General features: G+C 66.9%; 23 protein-coding genes and 2 tRNA genes. 14 read left to right on the forward strand and 11 right to left on the reverse strand.

Translation table 11 applies throughout. The features are described from left to right. The first annotated feature begins 10 nt into the window (after positions 1 to 10). The 7 genes from ACZ9GM_RS01195 (at position 11) to ACZ9GM_RS01225 (ending at position 6,501) form a co-directional block, all read left to right on the forward strand. Positions 11 to 1,153 carry a P1 family peptidase gene (locus ACZ9GM_RS01195; protein ID WP_476038300.1) on the forward strand — a complete coding sequence of 381 codons (1,143 nt, stop codon included), beginning with the start codon at positions 11 to 13 and terminating at the stop codon, positions 1,151 to 1,153. Continuing rightward, on the forward strand, positions 1,150 to 1,788 hold the full coding sequence (locus ACZ9GM_RS01200; RefSeq protein WP_476037059.1) for a rhomboid family intramembrane serine protease: 639 nt from the start codon (positions 1,150 to 1,152) through the stop codon (positions 1,786 to 1,788). Before ACZ9GM_RS01195 ends, ACZ9GM_RS01200 begins: the two co-directional genes overlap by 4 nt. A 99-nt stretch (positions 1,789 to 1,887) precedes the next feature. After that, positions 1,888 to 2,742 (forward strand): glutamate racemase, encoded by an 855-nt coding sequence (gene murI / locus ACZ9GM_RS01205; protein ID WP_476037060.1) that lies wholly within the window; start codon positions 1,888 to 1,890, stop codon positions 2,740 to 2,742. Between the two features lie 79 nt (positions 2,743 to 2,821). Continuing rightward, complete coding sequence (locus tag ACZ9GM_RS01210) at positions 2,822 to 3,631, forward strand: MBL fold metallo-hydrolase (protein ID WP_476037061.1); 810 nt, start codon at positions 2,822 to 2,824, stop codon at positions 3,629 to 3,631. Between the two features lie 34 nt (positions 3,632 to 3,665). After that, positions 3,666 to 4,436 carry a ribonuclease PH gene (gene rph / locus ACZ9GM_RS01215; RefSeq protein WP_291475754.1) on the forward strand — a complete coding sequence of 257 codons (771 nt, stop codon included), beginning with the start codon at positions 3,666 to 3,668 and terminating at the stop codon, positions 4,434 to 4,436. Next, complete coding sequence (locus ACZ9GM_RS01220; RefSeq protein WP_291475753.1) at positions 4,437 to 5,081, forward strand: non-canonical purine NTP pyrophosphatase; 645 nt, start codon at positions 4,437 to 4,439, stop codon at positions 5,079 to 5,081. A 37-nt stretch (positions 5,082 to 5,118) separates the two neighbouring features. Next, positions 5,119 to 6,501 carry an amidohydrolase gene (locus ACZ9GM_RS01225; RefSeq protein ID WP_291475751.1) on the forward strand — a complete coding sequence of 461 codons (1,383 nt, stop codon included), beginning with the start codon at positions 5,119 to 5,121 and terminating at the stop codon, positions 6,499 to 6,501. An 85-nt stretch (positions 6,502 to 6,586) separates the two neighbouring features. Here the strand turns inward: ACZ9GM_RS01225 and ACZ9GM_RS01230 are convergent, their stop codons facing one another. Next, positions 6,587 to 6,982 (reverse strand): DUF3817 domain-containing protein, encoded by a 396-nt coding sequence (locus tag ACZ9GM_RS01230; RefSeq protein ID WP_291475749.1) that lies wholly within the window; start codon positions 6,980 to 6,982, stop codon positions 6,587 to 6,589. 5 nt (positions 6,983 to 6,987) lie between these two features. Next, complete coding sequence (locus ACZ9GM_RS01235; protein WP_291475748.1) at positions 6,988 to 7,440, reverse strand: hypothetical protein; 453 nt, start codon at positions 7,438 to 7,440, stop codon at positions 6,988 to 6,990. A 170-nt stretch (positions 7,441 to 7,610) separates the two neighbouring features. On the opposite strand from ACZ9GM_RS01235, the gene ACZ9GM_RS01240 reads away from it, so the two are divergent. Then, a tRNA-Leu gene (locus tag ACZ9GM_RS01240) sits at positions 7,611 to 7,692 on the forward strand. Positions 7,693 to 7,760: 68 nt separating this feature from the next. Here the strand turns inward: ACZ9GM_RS01240 and ACZ9GM_RS01245 are convergent. Further along, positions 7,761 to 8,381, reverse strand: coding sequence for a TetR/AcrR family transcriptional regulator (locus tag ACZ9GM_RS01245; RefSeq protein WP_476037062.1), 621 nt, complete (start codon positions 8,379 to 8,381; stop codon positions 7,761 to 7,763). A 252-nt stretch (positions 8,382 to 8,633) separates the two neighbouring features. Between ACZ9GM_RS01245 and ctaD the strand changes: the two genes are divergently transcribed. After that, complete coding sequence (gene ctaD / locus ACZ9GM_RS01250; RefSeq protein ID WP_476037063.1) at positions 8,634 to 10,385, forward strand: aa3-type cytochrome oxidase subunit I; 1,752 nt, start codon at positions 8,634 to 8,636, stop codon at positions 10,383 to 10,385. 34 nt (positions 10,386 to 10,419) lie between these two features. On the opposite strand, the gene bcp is transcribed toward ctaD, so the two are convergent. Next, complete coding sequence (gene bcp / locus ACZ9GM_RS01255; RefSeq protein ID WP_476037064.1) at positions 10,420 to 10,887, reverse strand: thioredoxin-dependent thiol peroxidase; 468 nt, start codon at positions 10,885 to 10,887, stop codon at positions 10,420 to 10,422. 125 nt (positions 10,888 to 11,012) lie between these two features. On the opposite strand from bcp, the gene ACZ9GM_RS01260 reads away from it, so the two are divergent. From ACZ9GM_RS01260 to ACZ9GM_RS01270, 3 genes are read left to right on the forward strand one after another with little or no spacing between them, the layout of a single operon-like run. Beyond that, positions 11,013 to 11,291 carry a DUF3618 domain-containing protein gene (locus tag ACZ9GM_RS01260; protein ID WP_014009284.1) on the forward strand — a complete coding sequence of 93 codons (279 nt, stop codon included), beginning with the start codon at positions 11,013 to 11,015 and terminating at the stop codon, positions 11,289 to 11,291. Continuing rightward, positions 11,292 to 12,419: an AbrB family transcriptional regulator gene (locus tag ACZ9GM_RS01265; RefSeq protein WP_291474217.1), complete on the forward strand. Its 1,128-nt coding sequence runs from the start codon at positions 11,292 to 11,294 to the stop codon at positions 12,417 to 12,419. Positions 12,420 to 12,433: 14 nt separating this feature from the next. Beyond that, positions 12,434 to 12,853 (forward strand): phage holin family protein, encoded by a 420-nt coding sequence (locus ACZ9GM_RS01270; protein ID WP_291474218.1) that lies wholly within the window; start codon positions 12,434 to 12,436, stop codon positions 12,851 to 12,853. 160 nt (positions 12,854 to 13,013) lie between these two features. Here the strand turns inward: ACZ9GM_RS01270 and ACZ9GM_RS01275 are convergent. Continuing rightward, positions 13,014 to 13,086: transfer RNA gene (locus ACZ9GM_RS01275), tRNA-Lys, on the reverse strand. 334 nt (positions 13,087 to 13,420) lie between these two features. Here ACZ9GM_RS01275 and ACZ9GM_RS01280 point away from each other — a divergent pair. Further along, on the forward strand, positions 13,421 to 14,614 hold the full coding sequence (locus ACZ9GM_RS01280) for a L,D-transpeptidase (protein WP_291474219.1): 1,194 nt from the start codon (positions 13,421 to 13,423) through the stop codon (positions 14,612 to 14,614). Between the two features lie 46 nt (positions 14,615 to 14,660). Here ACZ9GM_RS01280 and ACZ9GM_RS01285 read toward each other — a convergent pair whose 3' ends face one another. Next, on the reverse strand, positions 14,661 to 15,197 hold the full coding sequence (locus tag ACZ9GM_RS01285) for a flavin reductase family protein (RefSeq protein WP_291474220.1): 537 nt from the start codon (positions 15,195 to 15,197) through the stop codon (positions 14,661 to 14,663). 67 nt (positions 15,198 to 15,264) lie between these two features. Between ACZ9GM_RS01285 and ACZ9GM_RS01290 the strand changes: the two genes are divergently transcribed. After that, positions 15,265 to 15,579 carry a DMT family transporter gene (locus ACZ9GM_RS01290; protein WP_476037065.1) on the forward strand — a complete coding sequence of 105 codons (315 nt, stop codon included), beginning with the start codon at positions 15,265 to 15,267 and terminating at the stop codon, positions 15,577 to 15,579. On the opposite strand, the gene ACZ9GM_RS01295 is transcribed toward ACZ9GM_RS01290, so the two are convergent. The 5 genes from ACZ9GM_RS01295 to ACZ9GM_RS01315 all read right to left on the reverse strand — a co-directional run bounded on the left by ACZ9GM_RS01295 (position 15,576) and on the right by ACZ9GM_RS01315 (position 20,081). Next, on the reverse strand, positions 15,576 to 16,574 hold the full coding sequence (locus ACZ9GM_RS01295; protein WP_476037066.1) for an LLM class flavin-dependent oxidoreductase: 999 nt from the start codon (positions 16,572 to 16,574) through the stop codon (positions 15,576 to 15,578). The genes ACZ9GM_RS01290 and ACZ9GM_RS01295 overlap by 4 nt on opposite strands. Before the next feature lie 36 nt (positions 16,575 to 16,610). Next, a complete protein-coding gene (locus tag ACZ9GM_RS01300; protein WP_476037067.1) occupies positions 16,611 to 17,216 on the reverse strand; it encodes an HdeD family acid-resistance protein in 606 nt (201 codons plus the stop codon). Between the two features lie 87 nt (positions 17,217 to 17,303). Beyond that, a complete protein-coding gene (locus ACZ9GM_RS01305; protein ID WP_291474224.1) occupies positions 17,304 to 18,059 on the reverse strand; it encodes an iron ABC transporter ATP-binding protein in 756 nt (251 codons plus the stop codon). Further along, positions 18,056 to 19,093 (reverse strand): iron chelate uptake ABC transporter family permease subunit, encoded by a 1,038-nt coding sequence (locus tag ACZ9GM_RS01310; protein ID WP_476037068.1) that lies wholly within the window; start codon positions 19,091 to 19,093, stop codon positions 18,056 to 18,058. The genes ACZ9GM_RS01305 and ACZ9GM_RS01310 overlap by 4 nt, the downstream gene beginning before the upstream one ends. Further along, complete coding sequence (locus ACZ9GM_RS01315; RefSeq protein ID WP_476037069.1) at positions 19,083 to 20,081, reverse strand: ABC transporter permease; 999 nt, start codon at positions 20,079 to 20,081, stop codon at positions 19,083 to 19,085. Before ACZ9GM_RS01315 ends, ACZ9GM_RS01310 begins: the two co-directional genes overlap by 11 nt. Positions 20,082 to 20,137: the final 56 nt, after the last annotated feature.

Consider the following 20,137-nt stretch of genomic DNA (forward strand, 5'->3'; position numbering starts at 1 on the left):
CGTGGCAGCCATGTCGTCCTCCTTCGGTGCGGTCCCCGGCCGGGTCAACGGCCTGGCGGACGTCCCCGGCATCGCCGTCGGCCATGCCCCGGCCCGTGATGACGCCGGCACGCCGGTCTCCTCCGGCGTCACCGTGGTCACCTGCCCCTCCGGTGCTGTCGGTGCGGTGGACGTCCGTGGCGGCGGCCCGGGGGCCCGTGAGACCGACCTGCTCAGGCCCTCGAACTCCATGCAGGCGGTCCACGCCGTCGCCCTGTGCGGTGGCTCCGCCTTCGGGTTGGACGCCGCGGGCGGAGTCATGTCCGGGCTCGAGGAGCGCGGTATCGGATTCCCCGTTTTCGGGGACGCCGTGCCGGACGGCCCGATCGTGCCCATCGTCCCGGCCGCCGTGATCTTCGACCTGCCCGTCGGCTCACCGGCGGAGCGGCCGGACGCCGACTGCGGACGCGAGGCGCTGGTGAATGCGCTCGACACACTCGACGAACTGCCCGGGGTGACCGGCCCGTCGGTCAACGGCTGTGTCGGTGCCGGACGTGCCGCCACCGCCGGTGCCCTCAAAGGCGGCTTCGGCCAGGCCAGTGCGGTCCTGCCCACCGGGGAGACGGTCGCCGTCGGCCTGGTCGCCAACCCGGTCGGCTCGGTCGTGGATCCTTTGACCGGCTGGCCCTGGGGCCTCGGCGCCGAGCTCGATCACGACGGTGTCGGAGAGTTCGACCGCTACTGGGGCGGGCTCCCTGACCCGGACGACGGTGGTCTGGCGGCACTGCTCGCCCGAGGGCTCGGCGGGACGAAACTGCCGCCACCGGATGCGTCCGCTGCATCCGTTGCATCCGACGGGTCTCCGCTGAACACCGTGATCGGCGTCGTCGCCACGGACTCCCCGGTCACCAAGGCCCAGGCAGAACGGCTCGCCATGGCCGCCCATGACGGGCTGGCCCGGGCGGTGCGTCCCTCCCACCTGCCGATGGACGGCGACACCTTCTTCGCACTGTCCACCGGCGGTGGGGGAGAGACCGGTGCCGGTGTCCCCGGTGAGGAACTCGCCCTGCTCGCCACGGTCGCCGCCGACTGTGCGGAGCGCGCCGTGGTGCATGCGGTGCTCGCGGCGTCCTCGATGTACGACGTACCCTCGTGGACGGAACTGATGTCGTGACCACACCTGCGTCCCCCGGTGTGCCCGCCACCACCGGTGGGAAGTCGCCGTCGACCTTCCGCCGCAGCCGCACCGGTAGGGCCCTGATCACCTCCGGGTCCTTCCTGGTCCTCATCTGGGTGCTGATGGCGGTCAACGCCCTGTCGAACTACCGGCTCACCGGCTACGGCGTCGAACCCCGGGAGCTGGAGGGGCTACGGGGGATCTTCATCGCCCCGTTCCTCCACGTGGACGTCAACCACCTCCTGGCGAACACCCCGGCATGTGCTGTACTGCTCTTCCTCATCGCCCTGTCCGGGCAGAAGGCCGTGTGGGGCTCCTCGGTGTGCACGGTGATCATCGGCGGTGTGGGGATCTGGCTCACCGGCCCGGAGAACACGGTGCATGTCGGTGCATCGATCCTCATCTACGGCTGGGTCGCCTTCCTGGTACTGCGCGGCTTCTTCGTGAAGTCCTTCGGGCAGATGGCTCTCGGCGTGGTCGTCGCACTGGTCTACGCCGGCCTGTTCTGGGGCCTGTTCCCCGGTGATCCCGGTGTGAGCTGGCAGGGCCACCTCTTCGGCGCGGTCGGCGGCGGTGTCGCAGCATTCCTCACCGGGCGGCAGGCCTCTTCTGGCCCGGCTTTCCGGAAGTAGTGCCGAAGAGCCGGTTCCGCGCGGGCTGAGCAACCTCCCGCCACTACTTCCGGACATCCGGGGCGGGGTGCCGGGGAGATCCGACTAGGATCGGACGCCATGGCAGGAGACACCGCAGGCATGGCAGGCACGGCAGAAGCAGGTTTCGACAATTCCCCCATCGGCGTCTTCGACTCCGGTGTCGGCGGACTCACCGTCGCCCGCGCGATTGTCGACCAGCTGCCGGAGGAGTCGATGATCTACATCGGCGACACCGCCAACTCACCATACGGTGACAAGCCCCTGGCCGTCGTCCGTGAGCTCGCCACCTCCATCGCCGACGACCTCGTCGACCGCGGCTGCAAGATGATAGTCGTGGCCTGCAACACCGCGTCCGCCGCCTTCCTGCGTGACGCCCGCGAGCGCTACCCGGTCCCGATCATCGAGGTGATCCTGCCGGCGGTGCGACGGGCCGTGTCCGTCACCCGCAACGGCCGGGTCGGCGTCATCGGCACGCACGGCACCATCACCTCGGGTGCCTACCAGGACCTCTTCCGCGCCAACCCGAACGTCGAGGTCTTCGCGCAGGCCTGTCCCCAGTTCGTCCCGTTCGTCGAGCGCGGTATCACCACCGGACGCCAGATCCTCGGGCTCGCCGAGGCGTACCTGGAACCGTTGAAGGACGAGGGTGTGGACACCCTCGTCCTCGGCTGCACCCATTACCCGCTGCTCACCGGCGTCCTCCAGCTGGTGATGGGGGATGACGTGACCCTGGTGAACTCCGCGGAGGAGACGATGAAGACCGTCTACCGCACGCTCAACGAGGGCGGGATCCTCGCCGACCGCAGTGAAGGTGACCAGCCGGTGCACACCTTCGAGTCCACCGGTGACCCGCAGCGGTTCGCACATCTCGCCAGCCGGTTCCTGGGGCCGCAGGTCACCAGCGTGAGTCAGATCCCGGAGATCCTGCGGTGAGCACCCCGGCGGACGTGGACGTGAGCCTACGGTAAGTCCGGCCACCGCCCGGATGTCGACCTGTGGGACAATGCGTGTCATGGAGATGACGATTCTGGGATGTTCCGGCAGCCTCGCATCGCCCGACAATGCCGCGTCGGGTTATCTGCTGCGTATGTCCGACGGACAGCGCATCCTCATGGACATCGGTCCCGGCGTCCTCGCCCGCCTGCAGGCGCACGACCGTCCCGGTGACGTCCACATGGTGTTCTCCCACCTGCACCCGGACCACTGCCTCGACTTCCCGTCACTGGCCGTGTGGCAGCGCTACCATCCGACGGACGCCGCGACACGCAGGCACACGCTCCTCGGACCGTCGATCGCCCCGGTGCACCTGGGCCGGGCGTCCGCCGACAGGCTCGAGGACGTCGACGACTTCTCCGACATCTTCGACATGGTCACCTGGGGTGCACCGACCGAGGGACCGGTCGCGTTCCCCGATCCGGCCTACACCGAGCACCGCATCGGCGACGCCCGGCTCTACGCCGCCCCCGCTGTGCACCCGACCGAGTCGTACCTCATGCGTATCGAGGACGCCGACGGTTCCTCACTCGTCTACTCCGGGGACACGGCCGCCACCCCGCATCTCGCTGCCCTCGCCGCCGGTGCTGATGTGCTGCTGTGCGAGGCGACCTGGGGGGAGCGCGACAACGGCAACAACCCGCCGCAGATGCACCTGTCCGGCGAGGAGGTCGGCCAGGCCGCCGCAGAGGCAGGGGTGGGACGCCTGGTGCTCACCCACATTCCGCCCTGGGGTGATGTAGAGGGGGCACTGCGCGGGGCACGGCGCTTCTACGACGGGCCGGTGGATGTCGCGGTGCCCGACATGGTGGTCACGCCGGGGCGGTAAGGACGGGGACTTCCCGGCCGGTAGGCTGTCCGGCATGACTTCCTCCGATTACACCCGCTTCGACGGGCGCGCCGTCAATGAACTGCGTCCGGTCCGTATCACCCGTGGTTTCACCACCAACCCCGCCGGTTCCGTGCTGGTCGAGTTCGGGAACACCCGCGTGATGTGCACCGCCAGCGTCTCCGAGGGCGTGCCGCGGTTCAAGCGTGACTCCGGCGAAGGCTGGCTCACCGCCGAGTACGCCATGCTCCCCTCCGCCACCGCCGAGCGCATGCCGCGTGAGGCGCTCAAGGGCAAGGTCAAGGGCCGTACCCACGAGATCTCCCGCCTCATCGGCCGCTCCCTGCGCGCCGCCGTGGATCTGCGGGCCCTCGGCGAGAACACGGTCAACATCGACTGTGACGTCCTCCAGGCCGACGGCGGTACCCGCACCGCCTCGATCACCGGCGCCTACGTCGCCCTGGCTGATGCGCTGGCCGTGCTCCGGCAGCGTGGCGTGGTCCCCGGTGAGCCGCTGCTCGACCCGGTGGCCGCCGTGTCCGTCGGCGTCATCGACGGTGTGCCCTGCCTCGACCTGCCGTATCCGGAGGACAGTCGGGCGGACGTCGACATGAACGTCGTCATGACCGCCGAGGGAAAGTTCGTCGAGATCCAGGGCACCGGTGAGCACGCCGAGTTCAGCCGTGGCGAGCTCAACGAGCTGCTCGACCTCGCTGAGGGCGGTCTCTACGACCTCGTCGACCTGCAGCGCGCCGCCCTCGACGCCGAGCTGGGCGAGGCCGTCACCCTGGGGGAGTGGAATTAGATGGCCGTCCAGGTTCTGGTGGCGTCCCGTAACACCAAGAAGCTCGGTGAGCTCGAGCGCGTCCTCGCCGCCGCCGGCATCGAGGGCATCGAACTGCTCACCCTGCGTGATATCGACGAGTACCCCGAGACCCCGGAAACCGGCGCGACCTTCGAGGACAATGCGCTGATCAAGGCACGCGACGGCGTCCGCTACGCCGGGTTGCCCACTGTCGCCGACGACTCCGGCATCACGGTGGACGCCCTCAACGGCATGCCCGGCGTCCTCTCGGCGCGCTGGTCCGGCAGCCACGGTGACGATGAGGCGAACAACGCCCTGCTGCTCGCCCAGACCTCCGACGTCCCCGATGACCGGCGTGGTGCAGGCTTCGTCTCGGCGTGCGCGCTCGCCCTGCCGGCGGAGATGGCGTCCTCCCTCGGGAAGGACGCCGAGACGACCGTGCGCGGGACCTGGCGTGGAACCCTGCTGCGCGGCCCGAAGGGGGAGAACGGGTTCGGCTACGACCCACTGTTCGAACCGGAGGAGGCCCCCGGTAGATCCAGCGCCGAGTTGTCCCCGGAGGAGAAGGACGCCCTGTCCCACCGTGGTCGCGCACTGGCTCAGCTGGTGCCGATGCTGCGGGTGCTGGCTACAGTAGGGAACTGAAACCCCTTCCCCCAGTCAGAGAGGAACCGGTGACGCCGTGAGTGTGTCCGGTAGTCCGTCCCAGATCGTCAGTGACGCCGTGGGAGCCGCCGGCCCCGTCGACCTGAGCTGGCAGGTGGACCTCTACAAGGACCTGCACCGGTACCCGGAGCTCTCCGGTGCGGAGCGGGAGACCGCCGCCCGGATCCACGCCGAGTTGCACCGCTTCCCGGACTGGGAGGTCACCACCAATATCGGCGGCTACGGCATCACCGCCGTGCTGCGCAACGGCGAGGGACCGACGGTGCTCTACCGGGCAGACTTCGACGGACTGCCCGTCGCCGAGGCCACCGACGTGCCCTACGCCTCGACCCATTCGCAGCTCAACGCGCACGGCCAGCAGGTGCCGACGATGCACGCCTGCGGCCACGACGCGCACACCGCCACCGCGCTCGGTGCCATGGCGGTGCTGGACGCCACCCGGTCGGACTGGTCCGGCACGGTCATCATGGTCTTCCAGCCGGCCGAGGAGGCCGCTATCGGCGCCCACGGCATGGTCACCGACGGTCTGTGTGATGTGGTACCCCGGCCCGATGTGTGCCTGGACCAGCATGTGCTACCCGGTCCGTCCGGGACGGTGTACTGCTCGCCGGGGCCGATGACGACGAGCTCCACCACCATCGAAATCACCCTGTTCGGACGAGGTGCGCACGCCTCGATGCCGCACCGGGGTGTGGACCCGGTGGTGCTCACCGCGGCGGTGGTGATGAAGCTGCAGACCATCGTCTCCCGCGAACTGCCGCCGGGGGAGTTCGGTGTGGTCACCGTCGCCTCGATAGAGGCCGGCAAGGCGAACAACGTCATCCCCGATTCGGCGAAGATCGCGCTGAGCTGCCGGTTCTACTCGGAGCGGTGGCGGCTGAAGGCGGTGGAGTCCATCAAACGCATCGTGCGCGCCGAGGCGGTGGCGGCCGGTTGTGAACGCGAGCCGGAGTTCCGCTTCGTCGGCCTGCTCGCCGCGACCGACAATGACGCCGGGGTCTTCGAGGTGGTGCGTCCGCACTTCGACGCGCACTTCGGTGCGGATTCGCAGGACATGGAGCCGTGGACGGCGTCCGAGGACTTCCCGGTCATCCCCACCGCCTTCGGCTGTCCCTACCTGTTCTGGACGGTGGGGATCACACCGCGTCGGCAGTGGGCCCGGGCGGAGGCGGCGGGTCGCCTCGACATCGACATCCCCTCGAACCACAATCCGGGGTTCCTGCCGGACCTGGCGTCCCTGCCGGTGACGACGGAGTCCGCGGCGGTGGCGGTGCTGGCGTGCCTGGGCCACCAGTGGCGCCCGACCGGTCTGCCGGACGACGACTGGGCGGCGGCGGACTGGGCGGGGGAGCCGTCGGGGGCTTCGAAGCCGGCGGGTGCCGCCGGCAAGGTTGACTGAGCTCCGTCATGCTCTGCCATGCTCAGCCATGCTCTGCCAGACACCCGCCCGACCCAGGGACGAGCGGTGACGCGGTGAACCTGCGTCAGAGGTCGAAGGTTTCGCGGACTTCGTCGCGGCGACGGCGCTCCAGCACGAAGGAGAGCACCGGGATGACGCCGGCGAGGATCGTGGTGACCCACTTGCCCGGCGCCCACCGGGCCTTGACACCCAGGTCGAGGCAGGTCACGCAGTAGACCATGAAGATCCAGCCGTGGGCGATGGCGACGAACTTGAACCAGCTGGGCGTGTCGATGTCCGCGATATTGAAGACGATGTACTGCAGGATCATGTCGACACAGAGCCACAGCAGCATGACACCGGTGATGTAGGCCATGACGGAGTAGCGGGTCAGTGCACCTTGGACCCGACGCTTGCGCTCGGGGGTGGCGGCGACGGCCGGTGCGGCGGACTTCTGCGTGGGGTTGGCAGGGGAGGACATGCTGTTCAGGAGATCCTGTTCTCGTCGGTGGAGGTGGTGCCGGAGTCACGGGCCTCGCGTGCTTCGCGTGCTTCGCGGGCACGGCGTCGGCGGTCGTCGGTGAAGACGTCGGCGGCGTCCTCGGAGCGCTGGTGGGATTGGCGCTGCGGCAGGACGTCCGTGGACAGCTCGGTGATCTCGTCCGGGGAGGTCGGCTTGGTGACGGCGGGGGCTTCGTCGCCGTTGGCGCGGTCACGCTCGTACTCCATGTATTTGCGGTAACACACGATGAAGAAGAGGCCGAAGATCGGCCATTGCAGGGCGTAGCCGAGGTTCTGGAAGGTGCCGTCACTGTCGTGCCAGCGCCCCCACTGCCACCACGCCAGGCACAGTGTGGCGATCACCGCGGCGGTGAGAAAGCTCCACTGCACGATGCGGACACGCAGCGGAAAAGGATTCTTCTGGGCTTCCCGGGACACGCACTCCACCGTACCCGTGCGTGTGGACGGGGTCGAAACCCCGGCGGACCGGCGTGACAGGGGACACAGTGACGCTCTCCGGTCTGCCCGGCCACCGGGTCCGCCGGGCCGGATCCACACCCTTGATCAGGCGTTGCTACGATGATCTCTGCGCACGTGAGAGCGTGCATGCGCCCGTGGCGGAATTGGCAGACGCGCCAGGTTTAGGTCCTGGTGTCTACGGACGTGGGAGTTCAAGTCTCCCCGGGTGCACAGAGTCGGCAGAAGATCAGCAGCGGGTCGGCAGCGGGTCATCATAGGGTCGGCACAGGGCGGTCCCGCTACCTGGTCCGGTGGGGGTCAGTCCGGTGCTGGGCGTTCCGGTGGGGCCCGGTCAGATCTGCGATGACGCCGGCCGCGATGTCCCGGGCCCTGCGCATGGCACGGCGGTCACCGCTGGTGATCATCTCGGCATGGGCGCCGTCGATGAGCAGGGCGAAGAGTGCGGCGTAGCTCTGCGCCTCGGCCGGGGAGCCGGCGATCCCGTCGTCAAGGGCCATCCTGGCCAGCGCGTCCTGCAACCAGGTCTTGTATCCGGCGATGGCCACGCGGGCAGGGTGTCCCGGGTCGGGCAGTTCCGCGGCGGCGACGGTGAACGGGCAACCGCGGAAATCCGGTCTCGCATAGTTGCGCAGGAACCGGTCGAACAGGGCGAGGACCTTTCCGTCCGGCCCGGGGGACTGGTCGAGGATCTCCCTGGTGATGCTCTTCCGCCGGATGTCCCTGCGCCGTTGCAGTACCGCCGCGACCAGCTCCGCCTTGGTGCCGAACTGTGCGTAGAGCGTCGGTTTGGAGACGCCGGACTCCTCGGAGATCCGGTCGACCCCGACGGAGGTGATGCCGTCGGCGTAGAACAACCGGGACGCGGTGGACAGGATCCGCTCTCCCTTGGTCGAGTACATACCCCGAAACTACTGACAGGTCTGTCAGGTGACAAGGAGAGAGGCGGTCGCAGACGGACCGTGCCGCCGGGGTCTCCGGACACTGTATGTCCTGCTCTGATGCCATCCGTGACGGTCATGCACAGCCACCATCTGCAGTCAACGGTCGGTTCACAGGTCGTCCGGCTCGTCCTACCCTCGCACGCATCACCCCGGAGTGTCCGGGGCACGGGCCCGACGACCCGCGTTCACTGTTGCCGGGAGGCCGACATCATGACTGCTGTACCTGACTCTCCGTCATCGCCGACGGGTGCGCTCGCCGTGCCCGGTGGGTCCACCGCCGACGGGCACGCTGTTGCTCATTCAGGGCGTCCCCCCGCCCACGGCGGACGCTCCGCCAAGGGTGGACACGCCTGGGACCTGCTGACCACCACCGACCACAAGAAGCTCGGGATCATGTACATCGTGATGTCCTTCTGCTTCTTCTTCGCCGCAGGACTCATGGCCCTGTTCATGCGTGTGGAGCTGTTTCACCCTGGCATGCAGTACCTGTCCAATGAGCAGTTCAACCAGATGTTCACCATCCACGGCACGCTCATGCTGCTGCTGTTCGGAACCCCGATCGTCTGGGGATTCGCCAACGCCATTCTGCCGCTGCAGATCGGTGCCCCCGATGTGGCCTTCCCCCGGCTCAACGCCTTCGGCTTCTGGATCACGCTGTTCGGCGGTCTGATGGTCATCTCCGGGTTCCTCACCCCGGGCGGCGCAGCCGACTTCGGCTGGACGATGTACATGCCGCTGGCGGACGCCATCCACAGTCCCGGTGTCGGATCGAATCTCTGGATCGTCGGCGTGGGGATGACCGGTGTCGGCACCATCGCCTCGGCCATCAACATGATCACCACCACGCTGTGTCTCCGCGCACCGGGCATGACCATGTTCCGCATACCGATCTTCACCTGGAACATCTTCATCACCGCGCTGCTGTCGCTGCTGATCTTCCCGTTGCTCACCGCGGCGGCTCTCGGCGTCCTCTATGACCGGCTGCTCGGCGGTCACATCTACGATCCGGCCAACGGCGGCGGCGTGCTGTGGCAGCACCTGTTCTGGTTCTTCGGTCACCCTGAGGTCTACGTCCTGGCCCTGCCGTTCTTCGGCATCGTCTCCGAGATCTTCCCGGTGTTCAGCCGCAAGCCGATGTTCGGTTATGTCGGCCTGGTCTTCGCGACCCTGTCGATCGCCGCTCTGTCCCTGGCCGTGTGGGCGCACCACATGTTCGTCACCGGTGCTGTGCTGCTGCCGTTCTTCTCCTTCATGACCTTCCTCATCGCGGTGCCGACCGGAGTGAAGTTCTTCAACTGGCTGGGCACGATGTGGAAGGGGCGGATCACCTTCGAGACCCCGATGATGTTCGCCATCGGCTTCTTCTGCACGTTCCTGTTCGGTGGTCTGACCGGTGTCATGCTGGCGTCCCCGGCCCTGGATTTCGCTCTGTCGGACACGTACTTCGTGGTCGCGCACTTCCACTACACCGTCAGCGCGACCGTGATCTTCGGTGCCTTCGCCGGCGTGTACTTCTGGTTCCCGAAACTGACCGGGCGGATGCTCAACGAGAAGCTGGGGAAGATCCACTTCTGGTTGACCTTCATCGGCTTCCACACCACGTTCCTCATCCAGCACTGGCTGGGCAACATGGGTATGCCGCGTCGCTACGCCGACTACCTTGACTCGGACGGGTTCACACTGCTCAACCAGGTCTCCACCATCGGTGCCATGATCCTGGGAGTGTCGATGATCCCGTTCATCTGGAACGTCGCCAGCTCCTGGCGCTTCGGCGAGGTCGTCACCGTGGATGATCCGTGGGGTTACGGGAACTCCCTGGAGTGGGCGACCAGCTGCCCGCCCCCGACCCACAACTTCGAGTCTCTGCCGAAGATCCGTTCGGAGCGGCCTGCCTTCGAGCTGCACTACCCGCACATGGTGAAGCGGTTACGCGAGGAGGCGCATGTGGGACGCCACTTCTAGGCGTCCGGTGTGATGCCCCGTCCCCGGATCCCGCCTAGAGTACGTCCTTGATGATCCGGGCGACGTGCCCGGTGGCCTTGACGTTGTACTTCGCCAGGGCGATCTTCCCCTCTTCGTCGACCAGGAAGGTCGAGCGGATGACACCCTGCACGACCTTTCCGTAGTTCTTCTTCTCGCCGAAGGCGCCGTAGGCCACCAGCGTCTCCTTCTGCGGGTCGGAGAGCAGCGGGAAGGTCAGGTCGTGGTTCTCCCGGAACGTCGCGAGCTTCTCCGGTTTGTCGGGGGAGATGCCGAGCACGTCGATGTTCGCGTCGTTGAGCTGGGTCAACGAGTCACGGAAGTCGCAGGCCTCGGTGGTGCAACCGGGGGTGTCCGCCTTGGGGTAGAAGTAGACGACGACCTTCTTCCCGCGGAAGTCGGACAGGCTCACGGAGCCGCCCTTGTCGTCGGTGAGGGTGAAGTCTGGGGCCGTGTCACCCACGGCGAGCCGGATGTCAGTCATGCTGGCCAGCATACGTACGTCGTCTTTCGTCGGGGGTTCACCTGCGCAGGTGGGGGAGGACGCCGTACAATGGCGGATCGATACCGACCGTTTCCCTTCCCTTTCCACTCACGAGGAGATCTTCCGTGGCACGTAGCACCGACGCCATCCAGCGCGACATTGAGCGCACCCGTGACCAGCTCTCCGACACCCTCGAGCAGCTCAGCACCCGGGTCGCCCCGTCCGCACTCGCCGACGAGGCCAAGGGCAAGGTGCAGTCCGCACTGTCTGACCCGAAGGTCCAGCTGATCCTCGGTGGCGTCGCCGCCGGAGTCGTTCTCCTCGTCGCCCTGTCGGTCAACGGCAAGCGCAAGGAGAAGAAGCAGATCAAGGAGATCCAGCGTCTCCTCGCCAACGCCCGCTAGGTGACCCCCGGCAGCCCTACGGCGAGCCACGACCCCGGTCGGTTCCGCGACACAGCGGAACTGGTCGGGGTCGCGGTCGTTGCGGTCCTCGTCGGCTGGTGGTGCACCGCGGCAGGCATTCCCGCGTCCTGGATCTTCGGCTTCCTCGTCGTCTTCGGCCTCTACTCGCTGCTGCGCAACCGTACGGTCTCGCCGCCGTCATCGACGATGCAGCCCGCCCAGGTGCTCATCTCGATGGTGTGCACCACCCCGCTGATGGAGCTCGACGGTCCGACGGTGCGCAGCTTCCTGCTGCCGACGACGCTGTCGGTTCTGGTGATGCTCGTGGTCAGCACCGTCGCAGGACTCGTCCTGGCCCGGTTCGGACGCACCGACCCGGTCTCCGCGATGATCTCCACCCTGGCCGGCGGCGCCAGCGCGATGACGCTCATGGCCCGGGAACTGCACCTTGACGTGCGTTTCGTGGTGCTGACGCAGTACCTGCGACTCACCCTGGTGGTGCTGACCCTGCCGCTGTTCGTGCACCTGCTCAGCGGGGAGGACGCCGGCAGCGTGGGTGGCGGCTCCTCCGACTGGTGGGAACCTGACCTGCGTCCCGTGGTGGGCGCGGCGGCAGTCTGGGCGGTGACCTGGGCCTTCGTCCGTCTGACGCGGCGATTCTTCAGCGTCCCCGCCCCGTACCTGCTGGTGCCGATAGCGGTGACCTGGGTCTTCTCCGCGGCCGGGGTCCCTGCTGAATGGCTCACCCCGCACGGTGCGGTGCTCACCGTGGCCTACGGCATCATCGGCATCCAGGCCGGCGGCACGCTGACGATCGGTGCACTGCGTCAGCTGTCCCATGCCCTGCCCATCATTCTCACCGCGGTGACGGTCATGGTCGCCGGCACCGTGGGCGCCGCGCTCGTCATCGCCCAGGTCACCGACATCAGCAGGTTGGACGCCTACCTCGCCACGGTGCCGGGCGGGATCTACGCGGTCCTGGCGTTCGCCCACGAGTCCGGAAGTTCAGCGGTGGTGACGGTGGGACAGGTGCTGCGCACCCTCGTGATGATCGTGGTGGGGGCCTATCTTCCGACGATCGTCCGGACACTGACAGGTCGACGGCAGAGTGGGGACGCCGAGGACTGATACCGTCTACAGGTGTGATCGGAACACTGTGGAACCTTCTCGTCCGGGCGGCCGGAACAGCCGTGGCCCTGTGGGTCGTGGTCAATGTCGTCGGAGGGGTGGACGTGCTCACCCCGTCGTCCCCGTTGGTCGGTGACGGCTCGAATGACCGCGTCATCGTCTACCTGCTGTCCGGCCTGGTGATTCTGCTGCTCAATATGACGGTGCGCCCGGTGCTGCACCTCATCGGGTTGCCGGTGTCGATTCTGACGCTCGGGCTGTTCGCCCTGGTCATCAACGCGGTGGTCTTCATCCTCGCGGCCACGGTGACCGAGGCACTGGGGATGGGACTGGTGGTGCACACCTTCGGCGCGGCGTTCTGGGGTGCGATTCTCATGGCCCTGGTGAACTGGGTGCTCGGCCCGTTGGTCGCGATGCTGCAGACCCGGCGGTGATCCCCGGGATCTGTCGCCCCCGCCGGACTGAGGGCGTACACGATCATCACGTTTCGGGGAGACCGGCACAACGCTGAGCCTGGAAACGTCATGATCGTGTACGCCCGGAATCCGGCAACGCGAAACCCCCGACCGGACGAACCCGGTCGGGGGTGTGTTGTGCGTCATCAGGGACTCGAACCCCGAACCCGCTGATTAAGAGTCAGCTGCTCTGCCAATTGAGCTAATGACGCATGCTCGGTTGCTCTGTGCAACGAGGTAGAACTATAGGGCACCGGTACGCGCACCGGCAAACTCGCTGTTCACGTGAGGTTGTCGGGGTGGTGTCGCCGTGCGTCGGACAGTCGGTGGACAGTCGGTGGACAGTCGGTGGACAGGCGGGGTGCGGAGGTGAGCGCGATGAATCGCACGCACGGTAACGATTGGGACACAATTTCGCGAAGCCGTCGTTTCGGGTTCGTCGGCGGGAGTCCGGTGGCTAAAGTTGTCGGGTAGCGACGGGCAGGAATGTTCCCACCACGCCGGCTGACCCCGTTCACCACACGACGAAAGTGATGTCTTACTCCCATGCAGTTCCTTCCGGGCCGTTCTGTGCGGTCCTTGCGGTCCATCTTCGCTGCCGCAGGCGCGGTCACCCTTCTGGCGACCGCGGCGTGCACCATCGACAATGACGATGACGACGACACCGAACACGCTGCGTCGGAGACCACCTCCGCGGAGGAGATCGACAGTGAACTCGCGGCGAGCGTCAAGGACAACGCCACGGGTGTGAAGGTCGACAAGCCCATCACCGTCACCGACTCTGACGGGATCGACTCGGTCTCGCTGACCGACGGCTACGGGACCGAGATCGAGGGTGAGTTCAACGACGACAGGACCGAGTGGACCTCCACCGACCACCTGGAGTACTCCAGCAACTACACGCTGGCGGCGAAGGCCGGCAAGGAGAAGCTCAACCAGAGCTTCACCAGCTTCAGCCCGAACCTGCTCACCGACGGTGCGATGTCGCCGCTCGACGGCGCCACCGTCGGTGTCGGTCAGACCATCTCGCTGCGCTTCGACGAGGTGCCCTCGGACCGCAAGGCCATCGAGGACGCCATCACCGTCGAGACCGAGCCGAAGGTCGAGGGCGCGTTCTACTGGATCACCTCCCAGGAGGTCCGCTGGCGTCCGAAGGACTACTGGACCCCGGGTACCGAGGTCCACGTCAAGGCTGATCTGTTCGGTAAGGACCTCGGCGACGGCATGTACGGCCAGCAGGACCGCGAGGCGGATTTCACCATCGGTGACGATCTCCGTGCCGAGGCCGACGACAACACCAAGCAGGTCGTCGTGAAGAAGAACGGCGAGGTCATCAAGACCATGCCGACCTCGATGGGCATGCCCGGCCACGAGACCCCGGTCGGCGTCTACACCATCGGTGACCAGTACGACACGCTGATGATGGACTCCACCACCTACGGCCTCGCCCTGGACGCCGGTGGCTACCAGACCGACGTCTCCTACGCGACGCAGATGTCCTACTCCGGCATCTACCTCCACGCCGCCCCGTGGTCTGTCTGGGCCCAGGGCAACACGGACACCTCCCACGGCTGCCTGAACCTGTCGATGGCGGACGCCCAGTGGGTCTACGAGAACTTCAAGCGTGGCGACATCGTCACCGTGAAGAACACCGGTGGGGAGACCCTCAACGGCTCCGACGGTCTCGGCGACTGGAACATCCCGTGGGAGACCTGGTCCGCCGGTAACACCGAGGGGTAGAACACCCGGGGTTGGAACGCCGGGGACTGGACCGCAGGAGCAGGGGTCAGCCCTCGTCCGGGGCGGAGGGCTCCGGCGTGCCGGACGGGCGCAGGTAGAAGGTCCGGTCCACGTAGAACAGACGGGGTAGGGCGCCGGCGAGCATCTCGGGGGACGCCGTCACCTCGACCACCTCAGCGGCCACCAGTGTCGCCGGGCCGACCGGGACAGTGCCGACCGGCCTGATGCGCAGCACTGCCGGCGCGCCGGCGAGCAGGGGTTCACCGGTCGGGGCGGTGGTCCATCCCTGCTCGTCGGTGAAGTGACGTCCGTCCCAGGCGGCGAACTCGCGGGCAATGTCGACCTCGTCGGGTCCGAGGAAGTGCACCAGGCAACTCTCGGCCTTGAGGATCTGACCGGGCCGGCCGGTGGACTTGGCCAGTGAGAAGGAGACCGCCATCGGGTCGATCGCCAGGGAGGACAGGCTCGACAGGATCAGTCCGACCGGCTGATCCTCGACGGTGGCGGTGATGAGGACGACTCCTGCCGGGTGGTGCCGGAACACGGTCCGGAAGTCGTCGACCTGCTCACTCTGCGAAACCATGGCTGCCAGGATACGCTTCCCCTACTGACGTTTTTCAGGAAACGAAGTTAACGGAGAGTGGACTGGTATGGCGTGGTTCGTGTTGGTGGTGTCAGGTCTGTTCGAGGCCGTGTGGGCGACGGCACTGGGCCGGGTCAGCGGCTGGGGCGATGTGCGGAACATCGGCGTCTTCACCGTCGGTCTGGCGGTCTCGATGACCGGTCTGGCCTGGGCGATGCGCTACCTGCCCACCGGCACGTCCTATGCCGTGTGGGTCGGGATCGGGGCCGTCGCCACGGTGGGCGTCGCCGCACTGCTCGGCGATGAGCACCTCAGCGTGGCCAAGGTCTTCTTCCTTGTCGTGATCATCGGCGGCGTCATCGGGGTGAAGACCGTCAGTTAGCGCATCCCCCAGGCGTCCGCCAGGATCGACATGGATTCCAGCGATTCGGCTGTGGTGGGGGACTGCAGCGAGATCATCAGCTCATCGGCGTCCGCGTGGCGGGTGAAGCCCTCGAGGTACTCGGCGACCTGCTCACCGGTGCCGACCGCGTGGTACCGCAGCATCGACAGGATCATCTCCGCCGCCGGCGAGGACATGAGCAGGTCGAGGTCCTCCTCACCGACCTGGCGTCCCCGCAGCGCCATGGACTCCACGCGCCGACGACGCACGATCTCGCTCTGCCGCACCGCCTCCGCCTCCGTGGCAGCGGCGGTGACATTCACCGCGGCGATGACATAGGGCTCCGGGCAGAGCTCCGAGGGCTGGAAGTACTCGCGGTAGGCCTTCACTGCGGGCACCAGGGAGTCCGGCGCGAAATGGGAGGCGAAGGAGTACGGCAGGCCGAGCTGCGCGGCGAGCGTGGCACCGAACATCGAGGAGCCCAGGATGTACAGCGGGACATTGGTGTCCGCCCCCGGGATCGCCTCCACCCCCTGGACCTTCGATCGTCCGGCGAGGTAGCCCTGCAGTTCCAGCACGTCCTCGGGGAAGTTCTCGGCATTCTGCGGGGAGCGGCGCAGAGCGGCGACCGTCCGGGCGTCCGTCCCCGGGGCGCGCCCCAGCCCCAGGTCGATCCGATCCGGGTAGAGCTCGGCGAGCGTGCCGAACTGCTCGGCGATGACCAGGGGCGCGTGGTTCGGCAGCATGACGCCGCCGGCGCCGAGCCGGATCCGCTCCGTCTTCGCCGCGACGTGGGCGATGAGCACCGCGGGGGAGGAGGACGCGATGGAGGTCATGTTGTGGTGCTCGGAGTACCAGACCCGGGTGTAACCGAGCTCCTCAGCCTTCTGCGCCAGGTCAACGGACCGGCGGAAGGCGTCCCGCGGAGTCTCGCCACGGTAGACCGTGGCGAAGTCAAGCAGGGACAGTGGTGCGTGGGACTCGGCTGCGCTCATAGTCCCCGAACCTACCCCCGTCCCCCGTGGTCCGCTCTACTTGTCGAGGTTGCGCAGCTTCACCGCGAAGACGATGAGGGAGATACCGAGGGCAAGGGCCGCGATACCGGCCAACCAGGACAGGGTGACGACATTGTCCACCGGGTTCGTGATGGCGAGGACGCCGAGGAGGACGCCGAAGAGGATGTTGACGATGCCCACGGCGATGGTCCAGCCGCTGCGGTTCTCGACCGGGGCGGCCAGTTCCACGACACCGGACAGGACCATGCCGATCGCCATGAATCCCAGGACGAAGAAGGCACTGACGATGGCGCATGTCACCGGGAACAGGAGGACCAGCAGGCCGAACAGGGTCTGGATGATGCCGTCGGTCAGCACCCACCCCCAGGAGGTGTTCTGCTTCTTCAGGTCGAAGGACAGGCCGACGGTGGACAGACCGTCGACCACCATCCAGGCACCGACGATGATGCCGAAGACGGTGGCGGAGCCGAAGGGGGAGATCAGCAGCAGGATGCCGACGAGGACGGCGAGGATGCCCCGCCAGAGGAGGAACTGGAAACCGCGCTTCTGAAGGGCCGCCAGGAGGTCGGCGGCAGGGTTCCCGGCGGGCGTGCCGGCGGGTGACTGGGAAGGTGTGCTCATGCTACCGAGCGTACGCCGTTCACCCCCTCTGCACTGGGAAGGGACGCCGTGTCCGGTGACCGGTCCGGTGCCAGGTCGGGCACCCGCTCAGAAGTAGCTCGCGAGCGGGCCGTCGTCGGTCTCCAGGACCTTGACCGGAGTGCCGAAGATCCCGGTGAGCACCTCGTCCCGGATGACCTCGTCCGGGGTGCCGAAGACGGTCACCTGTCCGTCGGCCATCGCGCAGATGTGGTCGGCGTAGCGGGCGGCGAAGTTGATGTCGTGGAGCACGATGACCACGGTGCGTCCCAGTTCGTCGCAGGCCCGGCGCAGCTGCTTCATCATCTGGACCGAGTGCTTCATGTCCAGGTTGTTCAGCGGCTCGTCGAGCAGGACGTAGTCGGTGTCCTGCGCCAGCACCATGGCGACATAGGCACGCTGACGCTGTCCTCCGGAGAGCTGGTCGAGGTACCGGTTCTCCAGCTCGGTGAGGTTGAGGAAGTCGATCGCCTCGGTGATGTGCTTCTCGTCCTCGAGATTCAGGCGACCGTGCGAGTGCGGGTAGCGTCCGAAGCCGACGAGCTGACGCACGGTCAGGCGGGTGACGAAGTGGTTCTCCTGACGCAGGATGGACAGTTCCTTGGCCACGTCCCCGGAGGGGGTCTTGAACACGTCCTTCCCTGCGACGGTGATGGTGCCGGTGTCCGGCTTCTGGAGGCGTCCGACCATGGTCAGCAGGGTGGACTTGCCGGCACCGTTGGGTCCCACCAGTGCGGTGACGCCACCGGCGGGGATGTCGAAGGTGACGGGGCCGATGGTGACCTCGTCGCTGTAGGAGCGGGAGACATTGTCGAAGGAGATCACAGGCGGCCTTTCCGCAGGATGAACAGGAGGAACACGGATCCTCCGATGAGCTCGATGATGATGGTCACGGCGCCCTCGGCGTCGAAGAAGTTCCGCATGATGAAATAGGAACCGGTGAGGAAGACGTAGCCGATCAGTGCAGCGACCGGGAAGATCAGCCGGTGGTCGTAGGTGTCCGTCAGCTGGTAGGCGATGGTGGCGACCAGGAAGCCGAGGAAGGTCATCGGTCCGACCAGGGACGTGGTCATCGCCATGAGGATGGAGATGAGCAGCAGCAGGATCATCAGCTCCCGGCGGTGGTTCACCCCGAGGTTGTTGGCGGTGTCGTTGCCCAGGGCGACGACGTTGAGCCGGCGACTACGCAGGTACAGCAGGATGCAGACGACGAGGACGACGGGGATGACGATACTGAAGTTGTCGGTGTTCGCGTTGCCGATGTTCCCGAAGGTCCGGGCCGTGAGGATGTCGAACTCATTGGGTTCGAGCAGTCGCTGCATGAAGGTGGACAAGGAGCGCAGGCCCCCGCCGAGGACGATGCCGACCAGCAGCATCACCTGGATATTGCCGAATTTGCCGGAGAGCAGCCAGCTGAACAGGGCGACGGCGAAGAGCACCATCAACCCGGACTGCAGAAGGAAGGCCGGGGTGCCGTCGAATGTCGCCAGCCCGACGGAACCGAAGAAGAAGATGACGCTGGTCTGCACCGCGACGTAGATGGACTCGAAGCCCATGATCGACGGGGTGATGATCCGGTTGTTTGTCGCGGTGTGGAAGGCCACGGTGGCGAAGGCCTGGCAGAGGGCCACCAGGGCGATGGCGGTCAGCGCGTCCCGGCGCAGGTTGACGATCCGCCAGAATCCCTTCTCCCCGAAAGGGACCGGGTTGCCGTAGGTCATGTGCAGGACGGTGAACAGCAGGGCCAGGGCGACCAGCACTGTGACGAGCACGATGTACTTCGTGCGCTGGGCGGTGGTGGCGAACGGGCCGCTGGTCCGCGTGGCGCGGGGTGCGGAGGTGGTGACGTCAGTTGGCATGGCGGCGTCCTCTCACGAGCAGGAACACGAAGACGACCGCACCGAGGATGCCGAGGATCAGGGACACCGGGACCTCGAAGGGGGCGATGACGGTGCGGGCGAAGATGTCCGCGAGGATGAGGATCCACATGCCGAGCATGACGACCCAGGGCAGGTTGGAGCGCAGATTGTCGCCGCGGAACATCGAGATGATGTTCGGGACGATGAGACCGAGGAACGGCAGGCTGCCGACGACGACGGTGACGGTGCCGGTGACCACGGCGACCATGCCGATGCCGAGCAACTGGACGCGGCCGTAGTTGAGGCCGACGTTGGTGGCGATGTCCTTGCCGAGGCCGGCGACGGTGAAGCGGTCGGCGACGATGAAGATGAGCACAAGGACGATGAGCACGAGGTAGAGCAGCTCGTAGCGTCCACGGACGATGCCGGTGAACGAGCCGGTGAACCAGATGCTGAGCTGTTGGAGCATGTCGGTCTTCAGGGCGACGAAGGTGGAGACCGAGCCCACGACCGCGCCGAGCATCATGCCGACGATGGGCACGATGAGGGAGGACTTCAACCGGACCTGGCGCAGGAAGAGGAAGAAGATGCCGGTACCGACGAAGGAGAAGATGATCGCACCGATCATCCGGGTGGTCAGGGACGCACCGGGAATGAGCACCATCGTCGTGATCAGCCCCAGCCCGGCCCATTCGGTGGTGCCGGTGGTGGTCGGTTCGACGAACTTGTTCTGGGTGAGCAGTTGCATCACCAGCCCGCACATGGCCATCGCCGCACCGGCCAGTGCCAGTGCGACCGTGCGGGGGACACGGGTGATGAAGAACATGTCCCAGCCGTCCTCACCACCGGTGATGTTGTAGACGCCGGTGAAGAGTGACGCGATGAGGAGCGCGGCGGTGAAGAGAATGCCGAGGAGCATCGGCCAGGTGGTGCGCCACACTCTGCGCGGTGGTGCGTCCTCCGGCGGGGCCGGGGTTGCGACGGTCATGTCGGTCCTGTCCTGAATCGTGCCGAAGCCCGGCCAGCGGGACTGACTCGGGGGAG

The sequence above is a fragment of the Corynebacterium sp. UD i78 genome (assembly GCF_056280545.1).